General features: G+C 36.9%; 17 protein-coding genes. 7 read left to right on the forward strand and 10 right to left on the reverse strand.

Features of this window, described 5'->3' with window-relative positions; translation table 11 throughout:
- Position 1: 1 nt before the first annotated feature.
- Positions 2 to 904 (reverse strand): ABC transporter ATP-binding protein, encoded by a 903-nt coding sequence (locus REB14_RS16335; protein ID WP_309522698.1) that lies wholly within the window; start codon positions 902 to 904, stop codon positions 2 to 4.
- Positions 905 to 1,019: 115 nt separating this feature from the next.
- Between REB14_RS16335 and REB14_RS16340 the strand changes: the two genes are divergently transcribed.
- The 4 genes from REB14_RS16340 to REB14_RS16355 all read left to right on the forward strand — a co-directional run bounded on the left by REB14_RS16340 (position 1,020) and on the right by REB14_RS16355 (position 5,783).
- Positions 1,020 to 2,378: an ATP-binding protein gene (locus REB14_RS16340; protein WP_309522699.1), complete on the forward strand. Its 1,359-nt coding sequence runs from the start codon at positions 1,020 to 1,022 to the stop codon at positions 2,376 to 2,378.
- Between the two features lie 98 nt (positions 2,379 to 2,476).
- Positions 2,477 to 3,580, forward strand: coding sequence for an NAD(P)/FAD-dependent oxidoreductase (locus tag REB14_RS16345; protein WP_309522700.1), 1,104 nt, complete (start codon positions 2,477 to 2,479; stop codon positions 3,578 to 3,580).
- Between the two features lie 305 nt (positions 3,581 to 3,885).
- Complete coding sequence (gene prfB / locus REB14_RS16350; protein WP_079240982.1) at positions 3,886 to 4,998, forward strand: peptide chain release factor 2; 1,113 nt, start codon at positions 3,886 to 3,888, stop codon at positions 4,996 to 4,998.
- A gap of 86 nt (positions 4,999 to 5,084) precedes the next feature.
- Entirely contained in the window at positions 5,085 to 5,783 is a 699-nt protein-coding gene (locus tag REB14_RS16355) for a DedA family protein (RefSeq protein WP_309522701.1), read from the forward strand.
- A 333-nt stretch (positions 5,784 to 6,116) separates the two neighbouring features.
- On the opposite strand, the gene REB14_RS16360 is transcribed toward REB14_RS16355, so the two are convergent.
- From REB14_RS16360 to REB14_RS16370, 3 genes are read right to left on the reverse strand one after another with little or no spacing between them, the layout of a single operon-like run.
- The gene (locus REB14_RS16360) at positions 6,117 to 6,986 is read right to left on the reverse strand and encodes an alpha/beta hydrolase (RefSeq protein WP_309522702.1); all 870 of its coding nucleotides are present in this window, start codon (positions 6,984 to 6,986) and stop codon (positions 6,117 to 6,119) included.
- A gap of 50 nt (positions 6,987 to 7,036) precedes the next feature.
- A complete protein-coding gene (locus REB14_RS16365) occupies positions 7,037 to 8,425 on the reverse strand; it encodes a serine hydrolase (RefSeq protein ID WP_309522703.1) in 1,389 nt (462 codons plus the stop codon).
- Between the two features lie 28 nt (positions 8,426 to 8,453).
- The gene (locus tag REB14_RS16370; RefSeq protein WP_238594381.1) at positions 8,454 to 8,936 is read right to left on the reverse strand and encodes a tetratricopeptide repeat protein; all 483 of its coding nucleotides are present in this window, start codon (positions 8,934 to 8,936) and stop codon (positions 8,454 to 8,456) included.
- A gap of 155 nt (positions 8,937 to 9,091) precedes the next feature.
- Between REB14_RS16370 and REB14_RS16375 the strand changes: the two genes are divergently transcribed.
- Complete coding sequence (locus tag REB14_RS16375; RefSeq protein ID WP_309522704.1) at positions 9,092 to 9,976, forward strand: DUF808 family protein; 885 nt, start codon at positions 9,092 to 9,094, stop codon at positions 9,974 to 9,976.
- Between the two features lie 140 nt (positions 9,977 to 10,116).
- Here the strand turns inward: REB14_RS16375 and dnaJ are convergent, their stop codons facing one another.
- From dnaJ to proS, 5 genes are all read right to left on the reverse strand, one after another.
- Positions 10,117 to 11,235, reverse strand: coding sequence for a molecular chaperone DnaJ (gene dnaJ, locus REB14_RS16380; RefSeq protein ID WP_079240987.1), 1,119 nt, complete (start codon positions 11,233 to 11,235; stop codon positions 10,117 to 10,119).
- A 101-nt stretch (positions 11,236 to 11,336) separates the two neighbouring features.
- Positions 11,337 to 11,876, reverse strand: coding sequence for a nucleotide exchange factor GrpE (locus REB14_RS16385; protein ID WP_409993849.1), 540 nt, complete (start codon positions 11,874 to 11,876; stop codon positions 11,337 to 11,339).
- Positions 11,877 to 12,206: 330 nt separating this feature from the next.
- The gene (locus REB14_RS16390; protein ID WP_079240989.1) at positions 12,207 to 13,541 is read right to left on the reverse strand and encodes an Nramp family divalent metal transporter; all 1,335 of its coding nucleotides are present in this window, start codon (positions 13,539 to 13,541) and stop codon (positions 12,207 to 12,209) included.
- A gap of 113 nt (positions 13,542 to 13,654) precedes the next feature.
- Positions 13,655 to 14,986, reverse strand: coding sequence for a DUF937 domain-containing protein (locus REB14_RS16395; RefSeq protein ID WP_309522705.1), 1,332 nt, complete (start codon positions 14,984 to 14,986; stop codon positions 13,655 to 13,657).
- 118 nt (positions 14,987 to 15,104) lie between these two features.
- Positions 15,105 to 16,580 carry a proline--tRNA ligase gene (proS, locus tag REB14_RS16400; protein ID WP_309522706.1) on the reverse strand — a complete coding sequence of 492 codons (1,476 nt, stop codon included), beginning with the start codon at positions 16,578 to 16,580 and terminating at the stop codon, positions 15,105 to 15,107.
- A 144-nt stretch (positions 16,581 to 16,724) separates the two neighbouring features.
- On the opposite strand from proS, the gene REB14_RS16405 reads away from it, so the two are divergent.
- Together REB14_RS16405 and REB14_RS16410 are read left to right on the forward strand one after the other, a co-directional pair.
- Entirely contained in the window at positions 16,725 to 17,825 is a 1,101-nt protein-coding gene (locus REB14_RS16405) for a prolyl-tRNA synthetase (RefSeq protein WP_099049836.1), read from the forward strand.
- 54 nt (positions 17,826 to 17,879) lie between these two features.
- Positions 17,880 to 19,265: an OmpP1/FadL family transporter gene (locus tag REB14_RS16410; RefSeq protein WP_309522707.1), complete on the forward strand. Its 1,386-nt coding sequence runs from the start codon at positions 17,880 to 17,882 to the stop codon at positions 19,263 to 19,265.
- 121 nt (positions 19,266 to 19,386) lie between these two features.
- On the opposite strand, the gene REB14_RS16415 is transcribed toward REB14_RS16410, so the two are convergent.
- Positions 19,387 to 21,039 carry a RagB/SusD family nutrient uptake outer membrane protein gene (locus REB14_RS16415; protein ID WP_309522708.1) on the reverse strand — a complete coding sequence of 551 codons (1,653 nt, stop codon included), beginning with the start codon at positions 21,037 to 21,039 and terminating at the stop codon, positions 19,387 to 19,389.
- Between the last annotated feature and the right edge of the window lie 9 nt (positions 21,040 to 21,048).

Below are 21,048 nucleotides of genomic sequence, written 5' to 3' on the forward strand. Positions count from 1 at the left end.
ATTAATTAGTGTTTTTTACAAGTTCAAGGAATTGAGATTCAAGAGATAGCTTTTTCTTGGTCAAATGGGAAAGATAGATTCCTTTCTCTGCCAGTTTCTGGTTCATGGCTGAAGCAGAAACAGAAGCATCATCACGGATCTGAGCTTTGATAAGATCACCTTCCTGATTGATGGAAGAGAACCACTGAAGCTCGTTAAGAGCACTTAAAAGCAGTGTGTTATTATCTGCTTTTAGTTCAAAATAGCCATTGTTGGAAGTCATTTCATCCACTCTTCCACAGTAAATGGAGTTTCCTTCTTTTAATACAATCACATGACTGCATATTTTTTCAATTTCATCCAGAAGGTGGCTTGCAATGATAATGGTGATTCCCTGCTTGGCAATATCGCTGATAATTTCTCTGATCTGAATGATTCCTTCAGGATCCAATCCGTTGGTAGGTTCATCTAGAATCATTACTTCAGGGTTGTTCAGCATCGCTGAAGCAATGGCAAGACGCTGTTTCATTCCCAGAGAAAATGTTTTGAAAGTATCTTTTCTCCTTTCATACAGATTAACGGTCTTCAGAACTTCGTCAATTCTTGAATAAGGTGCTTTTTTAATTTCTGCAACAATCTTAAGGTTGGTTTCCGCACTGAGATAAGGATAAAAGTTAGGCTGTTCGATAATCGCTCCTATCTTTTTTAATGTTTCCGGATCAGTTCCTTTCTTTCCAAACCAAAACCAATCTCCACTGGTAGGATTAATTGTTGAAAGCAACATTCCGAAAGTTGTAGACTTTCCACTTCCGTTCGGACCTAATAGACCATAAACATTTCCTCTTTCTACATCAAAAGAAATATTGTTGACCACCACTCTTTTGAATTTTTTCGTCAAATTTTTTACTGATAAAATCTTTTCCATGTAATTTGTTTTACATAGTAGTAGTCTATATAAATTAGAGAATGTTACAGAATTATCATAAATCAATATTAATTTATGGACAAATCATTACATTTGATAGAATTAATCAACAGGTATGAAGCTAATTGAACTGGCAGAAGAATTAAATGTATCTGCAGAAGCCATCAAACAGTTTATTCAGGATTTTGATCTTGAACTGGTAGACTGTGTTAGTACGAATTTTGAGGTAAAAGAAGATTTTGAAAAATTTGCCCGTGAAAATGTAGATTTTTTAAGGTTATATGAAAAAGATCTTGATAAAAATAAAACACTGGAGCAGATTGCCGAAGTCATTAAGCAGCCAAAAGATAAGGTTGAAAAGGTGATTAAAGACAATAATCTTAATATTTTCGATAATGGTTTTTTCAAATCCTCCATATCAAGCTATGGAATTGATAACAAACTGGGAGGGAATTATCAGTTTGTCTATGATTATTTCGGACACAAGACCAGCCTTAAACAGAGAGATTTTATCGGATACAGAGACTTGTTTTTCTATACTTCCACTGTTTTGGAACCCTTTCTGAATCCACAGCAGATCAAAGACTGGGGGATCAACAAGCCTGCAGGAATTATTCTGTACGGACCTCCGGGAAGCGGGAAGATATTCTGGGCTAATAAAATTGCTGAAATCATTGGCTATCAGTTTAAAGAAGTCAAAAAACACTATTTGGGAACTTCCTTAATTGACGGAAATGAAATTAATTTCAGTGATTTCTTGTTAAGCATGATGAAGGAAAACAAAATGTTGCTTTTCATGGATGATTTCGATGAAATTATGATGCAGAGAAGGGCAGAAACAGATGTTGCGTCCTGTAATCTTGAAGCTCAGGAATTGATTCTTCACTACATCGGAAAATTTGAAAAAGAAGGTGTTCTGATGGTAGGTTCGGCTAATTCCGTTTCAGAAATTGACGAAGAAATTCTTGCTCCGGGAAGATTCGATGTGATGATTCCAATATTTCCCCCCAATGCTTCTGAACGTTCAGAAATTATTCTTTATGCCATGACCAGAGGATTGGAAGAAGATTCTTTACTCTACAAAATACTTAAAAATAACAAAGCTGATAAAGTTCCTTTCTGGCATGAAATCTCTTCAAAGATGAAAGCTTTCAGCAATACGATGCTAATAGATTTTACCCAAAGCCTCAAGAAAAGGATTAAAAACCTTTACCAGAGAACCAGAAACGAAAAACTGAAAATTGATCAGAAAATTTTAGAAAGTGCACTGAGGGATGCAGGATCAAAGCTTACTGAAGAATATCTTGATCAGGTAGCGAGATTTCTTGCGGATGCCATTATCAATAATTTTGATGACTTTCGATTCAGAATTGAGGCATTGAAAAATGAACTGGAAACCTACAGAGTTGTTGAAGAACCGCAAAGAGCCATAGGATTCCAGCATAATGAAAATGAGGAAGTAGATAAAGGGTAGACTGTTTAAAATTCAAGGTTTAAAGTTTAGGGTTTAAAGTTTAAGGCTTTATAAAAATTACTCATCACTCATCACTCATTACTTATTACTCATTATTTATGAACAGCGTCTGGGAACTGGATACCTTCTACAGAAAAAGAGACATTATCATCATTGGTGCCGGATTTTCCGGGCTGTGGACTGCCCTATCCATCAAAGAGAAATATCCTGAAAAATCTGTTCTCATTATTGAACGGAATGCCATTCCTTTGGGTGCTTCCACAAGAAATGCAGGGTTTGCGTGCTTTGGAAGTCTTACCGAGGTTATTGCCGATTCACGGAAAATGGGCTGGGAAAAAACATTGAAACTGGTTAAAATGAGATTTGACGGGCTTCAGAAAATTCAGCATTATTTTAAAAATGATGAAATTGATTTCGAACTTAGCGGAGGGTATGAAATTATAAATAACGAAGAACCTCTATCCCACATTGATGCAGTCAATGAAAAGCTGAAAGCAATAACCGGATTGGATCATACTTACACTTTGAAACAGGATAAGATAAAGGAATTCGGACTTGGAAAATCTGAATTCCTGATTGAAAATCCCTGCGAAGGAAGTCTTCACTCAGGAAAGTTAGTACAGAAACTGCTGGAGAAATGCCACGAACTGAAAATCGAGTTTTTATTTGGAACGGAAGTTCAAAATATTGAAGAGACAGGCAAAGTTGAGGTTCAGCTTTCAACTGATCTGTCTGTAATAGCTGATCAGCTCATCTATTGTACCAATGCATTCACTTCAAAGTTTTTGAAAAAAGAAGATGTTATTCCAGCCCGTGGACAGGTTCTTCTGACAGAACCTATAGATGGATTGAAACTTAAAGGGACATTTCATTATGACGAAGGCTATTATTATTTCAGAAATTTAGGAAACCGAGTATTGTTGGGTGGCGGAAGAAAGCAGGATTTTAAAACAGAAGCAACAACGGCTTTTGAGACAACAGAATTTCTGCAGAATCATTTAGAAAACTTTTTGAAAGAAGTCATTCTGCCTCATCAAAATATTAAAATTGCCCTCCGTTGGTCAGGAATAATGGCTATGGGAGAAGAAAAGTCGCCTATCGTAAAACAAGTTTCTGAAAGACAGTTTTGTGCGGTAAGACTTTCTGGAATGGGAGTCGCCTTAGCTCCGAAGATTGGAGAAATGATAGCAGAAATGATTTGATAGATTGGTTGGTAGTATAAAATTGTGATTAATGAGTTTTTTAATGAGAAGAAATTAGAAGCTGGAGGTTGGAAGCTAAGGGCACATTCTTAACTCCGAAACTCGATAAACCGAATCTTGAAAATCTTTCCTCAAACACGCTCTAACTCTAAAATCCTCAAACCCCACAACCGAATCCGAAACGGATCCATTCTCAAACCCTAAAACTCTCAAACTCTACAACTCGAATCCCGAACCCCGAAAACTAACAACCCGCACCTCTCCACTCTAAAAGAATTCCTTATTTTTGCAAAAAAGAAACATTCGTGATTAACAACGACCAGATAAAAGAAGTTCAATCCAGAATTGAAGACTTACACAGATACCTCCAGATTGAAAAAAAGAAGATTGAAATTGCCAATGATGACGAAAAAACTGCGGCACCCGAATTTTGGGATAATCCAAAAACTGCTGAAGCATTTCTAAAACAGCTTCGTTCCAAGAAAAAATGGGTAGAAGGCTATGATGAAATTCAGACACAGTTTGAAGACTTACAGGTTTTAGCTGATTTTGCTAAAGAAGATCCTGATTCTGAAAAAGAACTGGATGAAACCTTCCCGCAATTGGTGGAAAAAATTGAAGATCTGGAATTCAAAAATATGCTTTCCAACGAAGGGGATGAACTTTCTGCAGTGCTGCAGATTACAGCAGGAGCAGGAGGAACAGAAAGTTGCGACTGGGCAGCTATGCTAATGAGAATGTATACGATGTGGGCAGAAAAGCAAGGCTATAAAATCCGTGAACTGAACTTCCAGGAAGGTGATGTGGCAGGTGTGAAGACTGTTACCCTTGAAATTGAAGGAGAATTCGCTTTTGGATATTTAAGAGGTGAAAACGGAGTACACCGTTTAGTAAGAATTTCCCCTTTTGACAGTAATGCAAAACGCCATACAAGTTTTGTTTCCGTATATGTGTATCCTTTGGTGGATGATACGATTGAAATTAATATCAATCCGGCAGATATCAGCTTTGAAACCATGAGAGCTTCCGGAGCTGGAGGACAGAACGTAAACAAGGTAGAAACTGCTGTACGTCTTCGTCACGCACCTACAGGAATTATTATTGAAAACTCAGAATCCCGTTCTCAGCTTCAGAACAAAGAAAAGGCCATGCAGCTCCTTCGTTCAAGACTTTACGAAATGGAATTGGAAGAGCGTATGAAAGCCAGAAATGAGATTGAAGCCAACAAAATGAAGATTGAGTGGGGAAGCCAGATCAGAAACTACGTTATGCATCCATACAAACTGGTAAAAGATGTACGTTCAGGTCATGAAACTTCAGATGTAGATGCCGTAATGAACGGAAATATCACTCCATTCCTGAAAGCATTCTTAATGGCCGATGGAACGGCAGTTTCCGATGATGATATGGACTTATAAAAATCATGTTTGAATTTTAGTTAAAATCTTATAATTAATTTTTGTTTCAGACATTTTAGGCTTACTTTTGTTGTTCATCGATATTTATGGAAGATTTCAATAGCTGGAAGGATTTATTAAACCCGGAGTTTTATATAAAAATGGGAGGGTTTTGGCTGATTTTGTTTATTGTTTTTGCTGAAACAGGTCTTTTTGTAGGATTTTTTCTACCTGGAGATTCACTACTGTTCGTTTCGGGAATTTATGCTGTTGAAATCATCAAAGAGACTTTTGGCTCTACAGGGAGCGATTTCTTAGATACCACATTGTTAGCTTCAGGAGTAGCTTTTGCAGCTATTATTGGAAATGAAGTTGGATACTACTTCGGAAGAAAAGCAGGACCAGCTTTATACAAAAGACCGGATTCAATGCTTTTCAAGAAAAAATACCTTTATCAGGCACACGATTTCTTTGAAAAACACGGTGCATTAGCTGTTATTATGGCAAGATTCTTACCGGTTGTAAGAACTTTTACCCCTATTGTAGCAGGTATTGTAAAAATGGATAAAAAAGAGTTTTTAAGAGATAATATTATTGGTGCTGTGTTATGGTCATTCATTCTGATCTTTGCAGGGCATTATCTGGACAAACTTTTTATGGAACAGTTCGGAATCAACTTAAAACAAAAGCTGGAATACATCATTATTGTCATCGTGTTAGTCACTACACTTCCGGTGATCTTTAAATTTGTTTTTGGAAAAAAAGAAGATCTTTCTAAAAAATACGAAGATCAGGACTTTGAATAATAATTCAATCAAAATATACAGAGCCGTCTCAGCAATGAGATGGCTTTTTTATGCATAAGAAATTTTTTTTACCACGCAAAGCTCGCAAGGTTATTATTATGATCTGTTATTTTTTAGTTCGCAGAGGCGTTTCACTTAGCTAAGTCACCTGCCTAGCTGAACGAAGTGTCTTTGCGACCGAGAGATATAAGCATTAAAATTCTTTTGCACCCATAGCGTTTTTAAATACATCTACCAGGCAAAAATTGTTTTTTTTATACTGGATATTTAAAAGATTCTTATGAACGAATTGTTTAAAATAATAGTTTAATTATTTTTTGCATTAAATAATAGCTATTTTTTAATCCATTCCAGAATATTTGGGTAGATAATACTGTCTCTTTTTCTTTTACTGAAAAACCTTGGTGCATGTCCCGCTCCTTTCATGAAAATGAATTTGTGTGGAACATTCATTTTGGTAAGCGCAGAGTCCATCGCGATTCCCTGATGTTGATTCACCAGTAGATCATTATTTCCCTGAAATAACAAGGTCGGAACATCTGTAATATTGGCAATGGGACTTGCTTCTTTAAAGGCTTCCGATATTTTTTTTCGGTCAAACTTAGTCCCTACTACCTTTTGAAAAGTAGGAGAGGTGTATTTGGAATAAAAAGATTTAAGATATTCAGAGCTGTAAAAATCTGTAGGTCCGCTTAAAGAGATGATTTTTTTGATCTGTTCAGGATGTTGATATCCGTAAAGTAAGGCGAGATGTCCACCGGCACTTTCTCCCAGTAGAATATAATTGTTAGGTTGCACCTCTGCTTTTTCTGCTAAAGAATTGAATTTTTCAATGGCCAGAGCAATATCCTCAAGTTGCTGTTTGTAAGTGATTTTTTCCTTTGTAGAAACCAATCTATAATTCATGTTAATACTTGGAATTTTGTTTTCAAAGAGCATTTTCTGAACCTGAATCATATGTTCCTTTTTACCCAAAGTCCAGGCTCCACCATGAACGATAAGGACTACAGGAGAATCTACAGCATAATCTTTGGGAAGAAAGACATCCATTTTCTGTCTTTTATGCTCACCATATTTCAGATTGTAAATCTTTTGCTGGCCTCCGGTACCCACCCAAACTCTGAATTTTGTGTTGCAGGACTGCAGGAGAAAACCAATGCATCCCATGACGAAAAAATGATACCTGAGAATGAGCTTTTTCATTACTTAAATTTACGAAAAATTCTATTGATTATGACGTAATCAATACTTAATTAAAGCTTTTCTGCGGTCTTTGATGAAAGTCCTTTTTTGATGGTAATAATATCTTTTTCACCTTCTTTGAAAATAAAAGAAATCTCAGTGTCATCATCCTGCAGGAAAAATGCATCTTCTTTTTCAGCAAAAATTCTGACCTTAGGATCTTTATTGTTCTGCATAAAAAGCTTCCCGTTTTCATACAGAATATGGATAATACTATCATCTGAAAGCTGATAATCACCCACGTATTTTTTAAGAATATCGGTGCCTAGCGTTACTTCTTTCTTCGGCTGTGGAAGGGTGTAAGGCTGTCCTAACAGGGCTGCTAAAATAGTATTTCCAGCTTTCTCCAGCTTTTTACTTGTAATGTTGTTCAAAAGGATAATGCAGAGGTCATCTTCAGGAAGCATGGCAAAATAGCTTGTAGAGCCTTCTATATTTCCGCCATGGTTAATGAGTTTTTTCCCGTAAAGATCATCAATAAACCAACCGTAGCCATAACCGCTTAAATATGGTGTGATAGCTTTTTTAAAAGCTTCTTTGGATACAATTTTATAATCTCTCAATCCGATATAGTAATTGTACAGGTCTTCGGCAGTACTATATATTTGTCCTGCTGGGCCCGTTAATGTGGAATTCCATACTTCAGTTTTTTCCTGTCTTGTCTTTGAAATATAAGAATAAGGAACTGTTTTGTGTGGACTTTTCAAAGCCATGTAATTAAATCCGGTATGATTCATCTTCAGAGGATTTAAGATGATTTTTCTTACAGCATTTTCATAGGAAAGTCCTGTGAGTTTTTCAATAATGAGTCCCAATATAATATAGCCTGAATTGGTATAAGAAAATTGAGTGCCGGGCTCAAAATCCAATGGCTCATTTTTAAAATATGAAAGTTCTTTATCTTTTGGTATAGACTTTCCGGTGTGAAGAAGATTGAAATACTCTTTATTTCTCAATACTTCATAAATTCCGGAAGTATGAGTAAGGAGATGTTCGATAGTAATTTCATTTCCTCTAGGATAATCAGGAATAAACTTTGAGACAGGATCTTTAAAAGAAAGCTTTCCTTCTTCGCTTAGCTTTACAATGACCAGGGCTGTGAAAGATTTGGTTAAAGAAGCAATCTGATATATACTTTTGTCCTGATTGGAAATCTTTTTTTCCGCATCTTGCCAGCCGTATGATCTTTCAAAGATGTTTTTATTCTGATAATGAATCAAAGCAGTTCCATTAAATTTGTTAATTGCAGCAAATGCTTTTATAATGCTGTCTATTTCTTCTTTCTTGCTTCCCTGGTTAATAGTGGTGAGATGATCTTCTGTCTGAGCTTTCAGAGTAGATAATGTACTGAACAAACAAAACACGTATCCTAAAGCTAAAATATGAAATTGACGTTGCATAGGTATCAGATTTTAAAAACGGTTAAAATTACAGGTTTTCAGCGTAGCGGCTCAAAGAATTATTGTATCTGGGCAAATGTTTTGATATTGCTTTCAATGCTAAAGACAGTGCTTCTTTGTATTCTCCTGCTGAAGAAAGGGAAAGGGCTAAAAAAGAATCTACCGCATCATCCAGTTCATCAGAATAATGGGCTTTTTCTTCCCTTAAAATATGGATACTTTCTTCTATTTTTCCATTATTTCTTAATGTACTAGCCAGCTGAATTCTTGCTCTTCTTCTTCGTAAGCCAGTTAATCCTTTTTCTAATGCTGATCTGTACAAAGGTTCTGCTTCCTTTTCATGTCCGGTGGAGTCAAAAGCGCAGGCTTTTTCAAAATCAGCAATAGCCTGGGAATCGGTTTCCGTAAGTAATTCTACATGATCTTTAATTTGCCCAATAAACTCTTCACTGCTTATAGTTCCAAGTTTTAGCCATATACGTTGTAATTGGTTTTCCCAGTTTTTATCCATCGAATAGATTTTAAACAAAGATATAAAATATTGAAAGTGAAGGATTGTTGAAAGATTCTTATAATTTTGAAAATTATTGTTAGATTATGAATCTAAAAACGGAATTAAATAATTATTTTTGCTGAACTTAACAAAGATTAAAAAATTATTAAAATATGGCATCAGGCTTTTTTGCAATTTTGGATGATATTGCAGCATTGATGGATGATGTAGCTGTTACGAGTAAGGTTGCTACCCAAAAGACAGCAGGAATTTTAGGAGACGACCTGGCTGTAAATGCAGAAAAAGCCACTGGCTTTCTTTCCTCAAGAGAAATTCCCGTTTTATGGGCAATTACCAAAGGATCATTTATCAATAAGCTGATTATTCTTCCTGTCGTTTTTTTACTTAATTGGTTGTATGCTCCGGCTATTAATTATGTATTGATTCTTGGAGGATTCTACCTGGCTTTTGAAGGCGTTGAAAAAGTAATAGAATTTCTTTTTCACCGTGACAAAAAGGGTCATGAAGTGATAGAGGAAATTGAAGAAGACGAAAAAAGTTCTGAAGAAATTGAAAAAGAGAAAGTAAAATCGGCAATTACAACAGATTTTATTTTATCAATTGAGATCGTTATTATTGCTTTAGGAACTGTATTGGAAGAAAGTCATCCTTTCATTACGCAGATTTTAGTAACGAGCCTGGTTGCATTTATCGCTACTGTCGGAGTTTATGGAATTGTAGCTTTGATCGTAAGAATGGATGATGCAGGGTTTAAATTAATAAAGAAAAGTAATGATAAAGGGTTTTTCGGGAAGCTTGGGCATTTATTAGTGAAGGCTTTACCTATTGTTATTAAAATATTAGGAGTCGTAGGAACAATTGCTTTAATAATGGTTGCCGGTGGAATTTTTCTACATAGAATTGAATTTTTCCATGGTATACTTCCAACCTGGCCAGATGTTTTGAAAGAGCTTACCCTTGGTGTTGTTGGCGGATTGTTAGCAGTTGCCGTATTTACTTTAGGAAAGGGAATCTATTCTTTAGCAACAAAAAAATAAAACAGAATTAGAATTAAATAACCAAAAAATCCTGTGCTCGAGAGAGTGCAGGATTTTTTATGATTAGATTTAAACCTTGAATATAAAACTTTGAACTTTAAACAAAAAAAAGAGACTTTTTACAAGCCTCTTTTTCTATATTAATTGAATAAATCTTTTACTTTATCAAAAAAAGTTTTTTCCTTTCCGGATGGTTCTGCAACCATTTCTCCGCTGGACATCTGCTTTTCAAAGAATTCTTTCTGGTCTTTAGTAAGCTTCTGTGGAGTCCAAACATTGATGTGGATAAACATGTCTCCTTTACCATAACTATCGATACTTGGAAGTCCTTTTCCTGCCAATCTTAAGATCTTTCCGGATTGAGTTCCCGGATCAACGGTAATTTTTACTTTTCCACCTACGGTAGGAATTTCTTTCTTAGTTCCTAAAGCAGCTTCAGCAAATGAAACATACAGTTCCTGATGAAGATTATCGCCTTCTCTCTTGATTACCTGATCTATTTCTTCTTCAATGATCACCAATAAATCTCCAGGAACACCTCCAAATGGAGCGTCATTTCCTTTTCCTCTTACATTAAGCTGGATACCGTCTCTTGCTCCTGCCGGAATGTTGATCGTGATTTCCTCTTCATCTTTGATAAGACCTTGTGCATTGGCTCCTGCAGGAATTTTGTCGGCAACTTTTCCAATTCCCTGACAAGTACTACATGTAGTTTGAGTCTGCATTTGACCGAACATGGTATTCATTACTTTTAACTGAACACCGGAACCATTACAGGTAGGACATGTTTTTGAAGTGGCACCTTCTGCCATCTTCATTTTCTTTACTTTGATGGTTTTCTGAGTACCATTTACCATTTCCTCAAGGTTCAGCTTGATTCTGATTCTTAAATTAGAACCTTTCACCTGCTGACGGCCTCCACCGCCACCACCGAATCCTCCGAAACCACCACCGAAAATATCTCCAAACTGACTGAAAATATCTTCCATGTTCATTCCGCCTCCGAAGCCACCGCCTCCGAAACCGCCATTTCCACCTACTCCGGCATGACCGAACTGATCGTATCTGGCACGTTTCTGATCGTCGCTCAGAACTTCATAAGCTTCAGCAGCTTCTTTGAATTTTTCTTCAGCCTCTTTATCTCCTGGATTTTTATCCGGGTGAAATTTGATGGCCATTTTACGGTATGCTTTTTTTATTTCGTCGGCAGATGCAGATTTGCTGATCTCAAGAACCTCGTAATAATCTCTTTTTGACATGACAATTTTATAATTGATTGTTGATAAATGATAAAAGATATTGTAAAGCTAATAAGTGAAACATTCATCAATTATCACTCACCATTTATCATTTATGAATTTTAATTTCCTGTTACTACTTTTGCAAAACGGATTACTTTATCATTTAAAGTGTATCCTGTTTCAATAACGTCTACGATTTTTCCTTTCAAATCTTCCGATGGAGCAGGGATCTGAGTAATCGCTTCATGGAAATCAACATCAAAGCTGTCTCCAGCCTTTACTTCCATTGTTTTTAGTCCTTTTTCGGTAAGTTTATTCTTGAATTTCTGATAGATAAGCTCCACACCTTGCAGGTCAGCCGGATTTCCGTTTTTAGCGATTTCTTTTAAAGCTCTTTCAAAATCATCTAAAACTCCTAACATTGAAACCATCATTTCCTGGTTAGCATACTGGAAGAATTCGATCTTCTCTTTGCTCGTTCTTTTTTTATAGTTTTCGAATTCAGCATACAATCTGATGTAACGATCTTTCTCTTCTGCCAAAAGTTCCTCTGGAGAAGGAGTAGCTGTCACATTGTCCTGAGACGTTGCGTCATTCTGAACGTTGTTTTCTTCCTGATTATTGATGCTTTCTTCGTTAATATCCTGGTTTTCCATAATTCAATATTTATTTACTGATTGTTTGACAAAGAGCCTGCCAAATCTAAAATCTGGACATTAAGGCAGAAAAATGAGAAGCGGTGAATCGTGAATACGTCAATGCCTTCGCTTGTGAATTTATCGGGATAAAGTGTAGTTTAAAAATTGACTTTGCGCAGCAAAAATTGGCCATTGCCTACTCACCTTAATAATAGTAAAGATGTCAATCCGCTTCGCTTGTGAATTTTGAGTAGCATAAGTTTAAAAATTGACTTTGTGAAGCAAAAATTGACTATTGACCATTCACTCAAGAATGTCCAATAGTCAATTTTAAAACTATAGTTGTATTTTTTATTCTCCTGTAAACGTCTGGTACAATAGGTACAGATTTAAAACAATGATGATGATGGAAATAATCCATACACAGATTTTAAGGAAAGGCTTATTGGCAAACTCACCCATTTTGGCTTTATCATTGGTAAACATTACCAATGGAACAACAGCGAAACTCAACTGCATGGATAGAATTACCTGGCTTAAAACCAATAATTCGGTGGTTCCCTGTTCTCCGTAAAGAATGGCAACAATAAGTGCCGGAATTACAGCAATAAGTCTGGTGATCAATCTTCTCAGCCACGGTTTTAATCTGATGTTCAGGAAACCTTCCATTACGATCTGTCCGGCAAGAGTTCCTGTTAATGTTGAGTTTTGCCCGGATGCTAATAAAGCAATGGCAAACGCAATGCTTGCCATAGAAGCTCCCAGAATAGGCGTTAACATTTTATAGGCATCATGAATATCCGCCACATGTTCGTTACCTGTAGTATGGAATGTAGCAGCTGCCAGAATAAGGATTGCAGCATTGATGAAAAATGCCAGCATTAATGAAACGGTACTGTCTATAGTAGCAAACTTTATGGCTTCTTTTTTTCCTTCGGTATCACGGGTGTAATCTCTGGTCTGTACAATACTGCTGTGCAGATACAGATTGTGTGGCATTACGGTGGCTCCTAAAATTCCGATTGCAATATAGAGCATAGCCGGATTCTGAATGATTTCTTTTTGTGGAACCAAACCTCCCAGAATCTCATTAAAAGCAGGTTGCGAAATGATAATTTCATACACGAAACACGCCAGAATTATGAAGATAAGCCCTCCTACAATACTCTCAATCCATCGGAAACCTTTAGACTGAAGTAAAAGAATGATTAAAACATCCACTGTTGTAATGACAATTCCCCAGGTTAGCGGGATATGGAATAGCAGGTTCAGTGCAATGGCTGAACCAATAACCTCAGCAAGATCACAGGCGGCAATAGCTATTTCACAGAATACCCAGAGAATAAAATTAGTGGTAGGACTGAAGTGGTCTCTACAAGCCTGAGCAAGATCTCTTTCTGCAACAACTCCCAGTTTTACGGACAAGTGCTGTAAAACCATTGCAAAAATATTGGAAATAAGGATAACCGAAAGGAGTGTATACCCAAATTGAGCTCCCCCGGCAATATCTGTAGCCCAGTTTCCGGGATCCATATAGCCTACTGCAATCATCAGTCCTGGTCCTGCAAATGCAAGATATTTTCTCCAAAAAGTTGCATTTTTAGGGACTTTGATTGATGAATAAACCTCTGATAAAGAATGGTTGGTTTTATCTTTTCGCCAGGCGCTTTTTATATTGAAATTCATAAATGTTAGAATTGACTAACAAATTTAATTAAATAAATGTAAACAGAAAAATCATGACCTAAAAAAATCCCGGAAATTGCTTTTCGGGACCTAATTTTTATTGACTCTAAAGATTATTTTGCAAATCTTACAGCCATTTTTCTGTCGGCAGCTCTTTCAGCATCAGAAGCTTTTGCATCTACTTTAGCAAATTTGCTTCCATAGCCTTCAGCTTCTAAGACCTGAGCACCAACTCCTGCTTTTACTAAAGCAGCCTTGATATATTCAGCTCTGGCTTTTGATAGTTTTACATTGTTGGCTTCGTTTCCGGTTTTGTCTGTATAACCTCCGATTTTGATTTTTGCATCAGGGAAAGCTTTAAGGATAGCCACTAAGTTATCTAATTGCCCTTGTGAACCTGCTTCAAGTTCAGTAGAACTTCCCATTTTGAAATTTACGTGATCGAAATCGTACCACTTATCTTTCAATGCTGCATCATCAGCTGCATTTTTGTAGTTTCCGGATTTCAGGAATGTAATCATCTGATCTTCCATGCCTCCTTTGTAACCTTTTAACATCACTCCATTAAGATCAATGTCTTCATCTGTTTTAGCTGTTGCAGGAGCAGATGTTGCTGTTCCTGTTGTAGCAGCCGTATCTGTAGTTGAGCTGGTTGCTGCAGAATCAGATGTTGTGGTAGTGGTTGTAGTGGTTTGTTTTTTCTCACACTGCTTCCATAAGAAATAAGCAGCAGCGATCAATAATAAAAGCGGAAGCAACCATTTCCAGATTGATCCTCCGCCTTGATTATTATTGTTATTATTTTCAAACCTTTCTCTTACTTCTCTTGCTCCTTCTGAAACATTTTCTCTTGCTGTAGCCACACCTTCAGCGATGTTATCTTTAGCAGTAGAAGTTACTGAAGAAACTGTTTCTTTTGCCTGGCCAAACCAATTTTCAGCACCTAATCCAAAGGAAGCCAAAGAAAGACCTGCAGGCAATAAAGAAGAAATAATGCCTTTCTGATCATTCAGTAAGCTGGAAATACCTGAAGCACCCAAGTTATTGTCTGCTGCATATTTTCCTACAGTGCCTACTGTAGCCCCAGTCACCAGGTTTAACAAAGAACTTGCAGAGGTATTGCTTACTCCTGAAAAACTGGCAATAGAATTTACTAATGCACTTACTTTATCTCCAAAAATTGAAGACAACAAGTTTGAAATAATAGGATTACTGGACGAACCACCTAATAAATTTCCTAAAATTCCACTTGAAGAGGCTTGTGTAATAGCATCCACAACGCCAGGTTTATCTGCATTATTGGCTAATCCACCTACTACAGCAGGTAATAATCCGCCAATTGCTTTAGAAATACCGGATTCACTTTCTCCAAACTGCGATGCAGCCTGTGAAACCAATGCGGGACCTAATTGTCCTTTAATTAAATCAATGACATTTAAAGACATAATAATAAATTTTTTTGATTAATGTTGAGATAAATTTAAACAAAAATCCGTCCAAATGTCATTTTTTTTTGAATATTTCTTTAAAAATTAACGATTTTTTTCTAAATCGTTAAAATTTTTAATAAGCTTTTGCAAATAATACACGTCTCTTAGATGGTTTTCCTGAAATCAAAGAAATTCCTTCTTCTACATCATTATCCAGAGGAATACATCGGATCGTAGCCTTCGTTTCATCCTTGATTTGTTCCTCTTCTTCAGCTGTCCCATCCCAGTGAGCATAGATGAATCCACCTTTCTCTTCAAGAACTTTTTTGAATTCTTCATAAGTATCCACTTTCGTGATATTATTTTTTCTGAATTCAAATGCTTTGTTATAAATATCCTGCTGAATCGTTTTCAATAGATCTTCAATATAAGAATCAAGTCCATCAATAAAACGAACTTCTTTGGTCAGATTGTCTCTTCTTGCAATTTCTACAGATTTATTTTCAAGGTCTCTTGGTCCCATTGCGATTCTTACAGGAACTCCTTTCAACTCATATTCTGCAAATTTCCATCCTGGTTTGTTCTGAGTATCATTGTCAAACTTCACAGAAATACCTTTTGCTCTCAATTTAGCCTGAATATCTAAAGCCACTTCACTGATTTGTGCCAGTTGTTCTTCTCCTTTAAAGATAGGAACAATTACCACCTGAATTGGCGCAAGGGTAGGAGGCAATACTAATCCGAAATCATCAGAGTGCGTCATAATTAAAGCACCCATCAGACGGGTAGAAGTTCCCCATGATGTAGCCCAAGCATGTTCTATCTTTCCTTCCTTGTTGGTGAATTTTACATCAAATGCTTTTGCGAAATTCTGACCTAAGAAGTGAGATGTTCCAGCCTGTAAAGCTTTTCCGTCCTGCATTAATGCTTCAATACAATAAGTCTCATCAGCCCCTGCAAATCTTTCAGATGGAGTTTTTAACCCTTGAATTACAGGAATAGCCATAAAGTTTTCTGCAAAATCTGCATATACTTTATTCATTTTTTCTGCTTCTTCAATAGCTTCATCTTTTGTAGCGTGAGCGGTGTGACCTTCCTGCCATAAGAATTCTGCTGTTCTTAGGAAAAGACGGGTTCTCATTTCCCAACGAACAACATTTGCCCATTGGTTGATTAATATCGGTAGGTCTCTGTAAGACTGAATCCAGTTTTTGTAGGTATTCCAGATAATTGCTTCTGAAGTAGGACGAACAATAAGTTCTTCTTCAAGTTTTGCGTCCGGATCCACAATCAGTTTGGAAGGGTTGTCCGGATCGGTTTTTAACCTGTAGTGGGTAACAACAGCACATTCTTTTGCAAAACCTTCTGCATTTTTTTCCTCAGCCTCAAACAAGCTCTTGGGCACAAAAAGCGGGAAGTATGCGTTAACGTGACCTGTTTCTTTGAATTTTTTATCCATTTCATCACGCATTTTTTCCCAGATCGCATAGCCATACGGTTTAATCACCATACATCCACGCACGCCTGAGTTTTCAGCTAAATCAGCTTTTACAACCAGCTCATTATACCATTTGCTGTAATCTTCGCTTCTTGAGGTTAATTTTGCCATTATTTTTTAAAATTTTTTTAACTTTTGTACATTATTGTTATCTAAAAATAAAAATCTATTTTTGATAGATTTTTTTACCAGTATTTTGGTACATTTTTGGTACAGATTGCAAATATAATTTAAATTAAAAATTTTTACGTTATCATGAAAAGAAATATACATAAAAATTTGCTTGGTCTGCTAAGATCCAAAGGGATATTGGCTATATCGGGCGGATTATTACTTGTGTCTTGTGGTGCTCAGATGGGAGGGTATAGCGAGACAGATGGGGTGTATTACGACCCCAATAAGGATACGCTACCTGAAGGAGTTATCATTAATGATAGCGGAAACAGAGTAGGAGAATACTATGACTACTATCAGGATTCTAATGTAATTCAGAATGCACAGACGAATTCCAGAGAACAGCAAAACAGATATAATGACTGGAGTGGCACCAATACAAATTGGAACTCTAATGCTACAGACTCCGACTGGGGACTTTATTCAGGGTCTCAGACTAACTACTATGACAACTCATGGGGATGGGGATCTCCTTGGGGATGGTATGGCGGTTACAGCCCGTATTGGGGCTGGGGTATGAACCGTGGCTGGGGCTGGGGTGCAAGCATGTCCTGGGGTTGGGGCGGATCATTCGGGTGGGGCTGGGGAGGCTCTTACGGATGGGGAAGTCCATACTGGGGATACGGCTATGGCGGATATTATGATCCATTCTGGGGTGGATACTACGGAAATCCTTACTGGGGTTACGGAGGTGGTTACTGGGGTGGTGGCTACTACAACAGGCCTGTTTACAGAAGAAGTGGTATTAGTGGAGGTGGATTCCAGAATACAGGGGTAGCCAACGCAGTTTACAGAACGAATACAAATAATTCAGGTTTCAGAAACACTAATAATAATGGTGGTTTCAGAGATACTAACTCAAACGGAGGTTTCAGAAATAGTAATGGAGGTTTCAGAGATGGTAATTCTGGAGGTTTTAGAAACGGTAATTCCGGAGGCTTCAGAAATACACAATCTAATGGTGGATTCCGTAACTCTGCGCCACAAACTAGACCTAATTACAATTATCAGCAACCACAACCAAGATATAACAACAATAACGGAGGCTTCAGATCTAATGATTCAGGAGGTTTCAGATCTAGTGGTGGTTTCAACTCCGGTGGAGGCGGCTTCAGAGGCGGTTCTTCAGGAGGCGGTGGCGGAATGAGATCCGGCGGCGGAGGCAGAGGAGGCTTCAGATAATTTTTCAAATTAATAAACTATTAAAAAATAATGTTAAAAAAATCTTTAGTATTAATGAGCATTTCTGCTGCATTTTATGCACAGGCTCAGGATGTTTCTGTAATAAGAAATACAGTAGAGGTTTATTCAAGTACTCCTATGGTGGGATCAGCTAAGTTTAATGCGATGGCTGGAGCTAATGGTGCGCTGGGTGGTGATGCAAATTCTTTGCTTACGAACCCTGCAGGTTTGGGAGTCGCTATTTCAGGAGAGGTTTCAGGAACTTTATCTATTTTAGGAAATAAAAACAAAAGTTCTTTAGGAGGATCTACAATCGATTATAGTAAAACCAAAGGTGACCTTGGGAATGCAGGAGGAGTAATTGCTTTTCCTTTGATGACAGAAACCGGATGGAAGTTTATCAATATTGGTATTAATTTTTCTAATCAGACTCTGGACAATGTAATTCAGTCTCCAGGAAATAATAATGTTGTTTATGCTTTTGATAAAGCTGATCCTACCAAGGATGCAGCATTGGCGGGGCATATGTATGAAAGATACGGTAACTTGTCAAAGATGAGTTTTGGAGTTGGAGCCAACTATAATCATAATTTATATTTAGGAGCAGGTTTTAACTTTTTCAACGCTTCATTGGATCAGTATGATACTTTGTTGTACCGAAACATTGCCAATGGTTCTACAGAAGCATTCAGTAAGCAGGATACTCCGTATTCAGAAAGATCTTCAGGTTTTTCTGCGTCATTAGGGGTAATTGGAAAGTTGAGCCCTAACTTCAGGGTAGGAGCATCTCTTGAAACTCCTACATTCTGGACAATAGACAGAAATTATTATTTCTATAATGATCCTGTTTATGGAGACGATATGGGAGCTGAAAACAGAAAATTTACTTCACCTCTTAAAGCAACGGTGAGTGCTGCGTTTGTAGCAAGTAAAAACTTCTCTTTGAATGTAGACTATACGCTTGGACTTACAAAACCTGATTATAAAGTATATGGAGGAGCAGAAAGAGAGTTGAATGATTTCTTTAAAGATAATTACAAGAATCTTTCAGAAGTAAGAGTAGGGGCTGAGTACAGAGTACAGCAGTTCAGATTGAGAGGAGGATATTCTTACCAGTCAAGTCCTTTTGATGCACTTACAATCAGTAGATTTAATGATGCAGGTACTGTGGGAGATGAGTCTTACGACAATCTTATGCTAAGTGATAGAAATACACTTTCTTTCGGTATTGGATATGATTTCAAATCATTCTATATCGATGCATCTTATCAAAATATCTCTTCCAAATATGTAAATCCTTTTATGAGAGGATATATGGGAGATAATTTTGATTCATCATATTATTCTTCAAGTAAAATTATTGAAAGTCAGGATTATGCTGTAAGTAATGTGAAAAACAACAGAAATAATTTCTTCCTTACTTTAGGATGGAAATTCTAGTCTGATGCTTTAAAAATATCAAAATATACAAAGAGGCTGCCCGAAAAGTTTGGGCAGCCTCTTTTTTTGTTGATTTTTGTCTCATACTAATATACAATAGAAGTATATGTATATTCATTTTTTAATCCGGATTCTGCACCAGATTTGGCTGGATCTGGATTTGCTGTTCTGGAATATATTCTACCACTCTGTTATGGGTGTAAGGTACTGTATAAAATACATTACTTCCACTTAAATGGGTGCCGGGATATTGTCTGTCGAGATCCCGTTTGTTTCTGAATACATCGTATTTTCTATGTCCTTCAAAAGCCATTTCCAATCTTCTTTCCTGTAAAACAAGGTCAAGAGCAGTTTGTCCTGCAGGAACTGAATTATATACAGGTATTCCAGCTCTTGTTCTGATGGTGTTTACGTCTGCGAGTGCTGAAGCAGTATTTCCTTTTTTTGCAGAGGCTTCGGCTCTGTTCATGTATATTTCTGCCAGTCTTATAACAACCGGAGACCACAATTGCGGAATCCCTTCCTGTAATGAACATTTTAAAACATAAAATTTAGGATATCCGTTTCTTTTATCCATATCATTATCCAGGTAAACATAAGTTTTTCCACCGGTTGCATTTACAAAATAATAATTTGTTTTGTTGGGTGTTACTTCAGATTGTACCTGATAATTGATATTATTCATGGTAAAATAAGTATTTCCATTCTGCTGGAAAGTCTTTTGAAATTGATAACTGTAGGTGGTGGCACCGGATGAGTTGGTTCCTTTTTGTACCCAATATGCTACTGGAACTAACGGACTGCTGTATTTAGGAGAAATAAATTTCAGCCTTGCATCCTGAGGATTCTGATTGATAAGATCCAGATAAGAAGAAGATGCATACATTTCACCCCAGCCCACATTCTGTATAGTGGCATACATAGAGCCTATAGTATACCAGCCATCACTATAGTCTCCATCTTTATTATATTTAAATGCAAAAATGGTTTCGGTATTCGATTCAGGAGTTTTGGTAGCATAAGCAGGTAATTCTGTTTTAGACAGAAGGGTATATTTCCCGGAATTGATGACTTTATCTGCATATTCTATCGATTTATCATTATTTTCCATGTATAAATAGACTCTGGAAAGTAAAGCCTGTGCTGCTTCTTTGGATGCATATATGTTGTTTTTATCCAGAGTCATCAGTTTTTCTGCTTTCAGAAGATCGCTTACCACTTGATTGTATATTTCTCCCACAGTGGCTCTGGCAGGCAAATCGTTGACGTCGTCAGATAGTTTTAAAGGAACTCCGGAATTGCCGGTCCCTTGATTATATGGTCTTCCAAATACATTCACCATAGAAAAGTATACATAAGCTCTTAAGAAATAATTTTCGCCTATGAGCTGATCTGTTTCTGTGTCTTTTCCTTCGGCAACCTTTGATATTACTCTGTTACACCCAATAATAGCCTTGTATCCGGAGTTCCAGATCGTATTGGTGCGGGCATTGTTTTTAATACTTTTGTAATTATAATAATAAAAGAATGAATCGGTGGTAGTTCCGCTGATATCAATATTATCTCCACCATATTCACTGATCCTGTATAGGTTGTTGTAAAAGCCACCGCCATCAGCATCGCCTTTAAGCAATGCATAATTTCCTAGTGTTATGGTTTTCAGTCCTGTAGCATCCGACAGGATAACATCAGACTCTTTTGAATCATATGGTGAACGGTCTATATTACATGCCGTTAATGATACTATAAGAATGGGAATAAGTATTTTTTTCATAATTATTTT

Origin of the sequence: Chryseobacterium metallicongregator (assembly GCF_031324065.1) — a bacterium.
Lineage (GTDB): Bacteria > Bacteroidota > Bacteroidia > Flavobacteriales > Weeksellaceae > Chryseobacterium > Chryseobacterium metallicongregator.

What these genes read in the sequence shown, in the direction of transcription:
- REB14_RS16340 (WP_309522699.1), top strand. Translation starts at nt 1,020, where the DNA reads ATGAAGCTAATTGAACTGGCAGAAGAATTAAATGTATCTGCAGAAGCC.
- REB14_RS16360 (WP_309522702.1), bottom strand. Translation starts at nt 6,986, where the DNA reads ATGAAAAAGCTCATTCTCAGGTATCATTTTTTCGTCATGGGATGCATT.
- REB14_RS16410 (WP_309522707.1), top strand. Translation starts at nt 17,880, where the DNA reads ATGAGCATTTCTGCTGCATTTTATGCACAGGCTCAGGATGTTTCTGTA.
- REB14_RS16370 (WP_238594381.1), bottom strand. Translation starts at nt 8,936, where the DNA reads ATGGATAAAAACTGGGAAAACCAATTACAACGTATATGGCTAAAACTT.
- REB14_RS16365 (WP_309522703.1), bottom strand. Translation starts at nt 8,425, where the DNA reads ATGCAACGTCAATTTCATATTTTAGCTTTAGGATACGTGTTTTGTTTG.
- REB14_RS16355 (WP_309522701.1), top strand. Translation starts at nt 5,085, where the DNA reads ATGGAAGATTTCAATAGCTGGAAGGATTTATTAAACCCGGAGTTTTAT.
- proS (WP_309522706.1), bottom strand. Translation starts at nt 16,580, where the DNA reads ATGGCAAAATTAACCTCAAGAAGCGAAGATTACAGCAAATGGTATAAT.
- REB14_RS16390 (WP_079240989.1), bottom strand. Translation starts at nt 13,541, where the DNA reads ATGAATTTCAATATAAAAAGCGCCTGGCGAAAAGATAAAACCAACCAT.
- REB14_RS16335 (WP_309522698.1), bottom strand. Translation starts at nt 904, where the DNA reads ATGGAAAAGATTTTATCAGTAAAAAATTTGACGAAAAAATTCAAAAGA.
- REB14_RS16395 (WP_309522705.1), bottom strand. Translation starts at nt 14,986, where the DNA reads ATGTCTTTAAATGTCATTGATTTAATTAAAGGACAATTAGGTCCCGCA.
- dnaJ (WP_079240987.1), bottom strand. Translation starts at nt 11,235, where the DNA reads ATGTCAAAAAGAGATTATTACGAGGTTCTTGAGATCAGCAAATCTGCA.
- REB14_RS16405 (WP_099049836.1), top strand. Translation starts at nt 16,725, where the DNA reads ATGAAAAGAAATATACATAAAAATTTGCTTGGTCTGCTAAGATCCAAA.
- REB14_RS16345 (WP_309522700.1), top strand. Translation starts at nt 2,477, where the DNA reads ATGAACAGCGTCTGGGAACTGGATACCTTCTACAGAAAAAGAGACATT.
- REB14_RS16415 (WP_309522708.1), bottom strand. Translation starts at nt 21,039, where the DNA reads ATGAAAAAAATACTTATTCCCATTCTTATAGTATCATTAACGGCATGT.
- REB14_RS16375 (WP_309522704.1), top strand. Translation starts at nt 9,092, where the DNA reads ATGGCATCAGGCTTTTTTGCAATTTTGGATGATATTGCAGCATTGATG.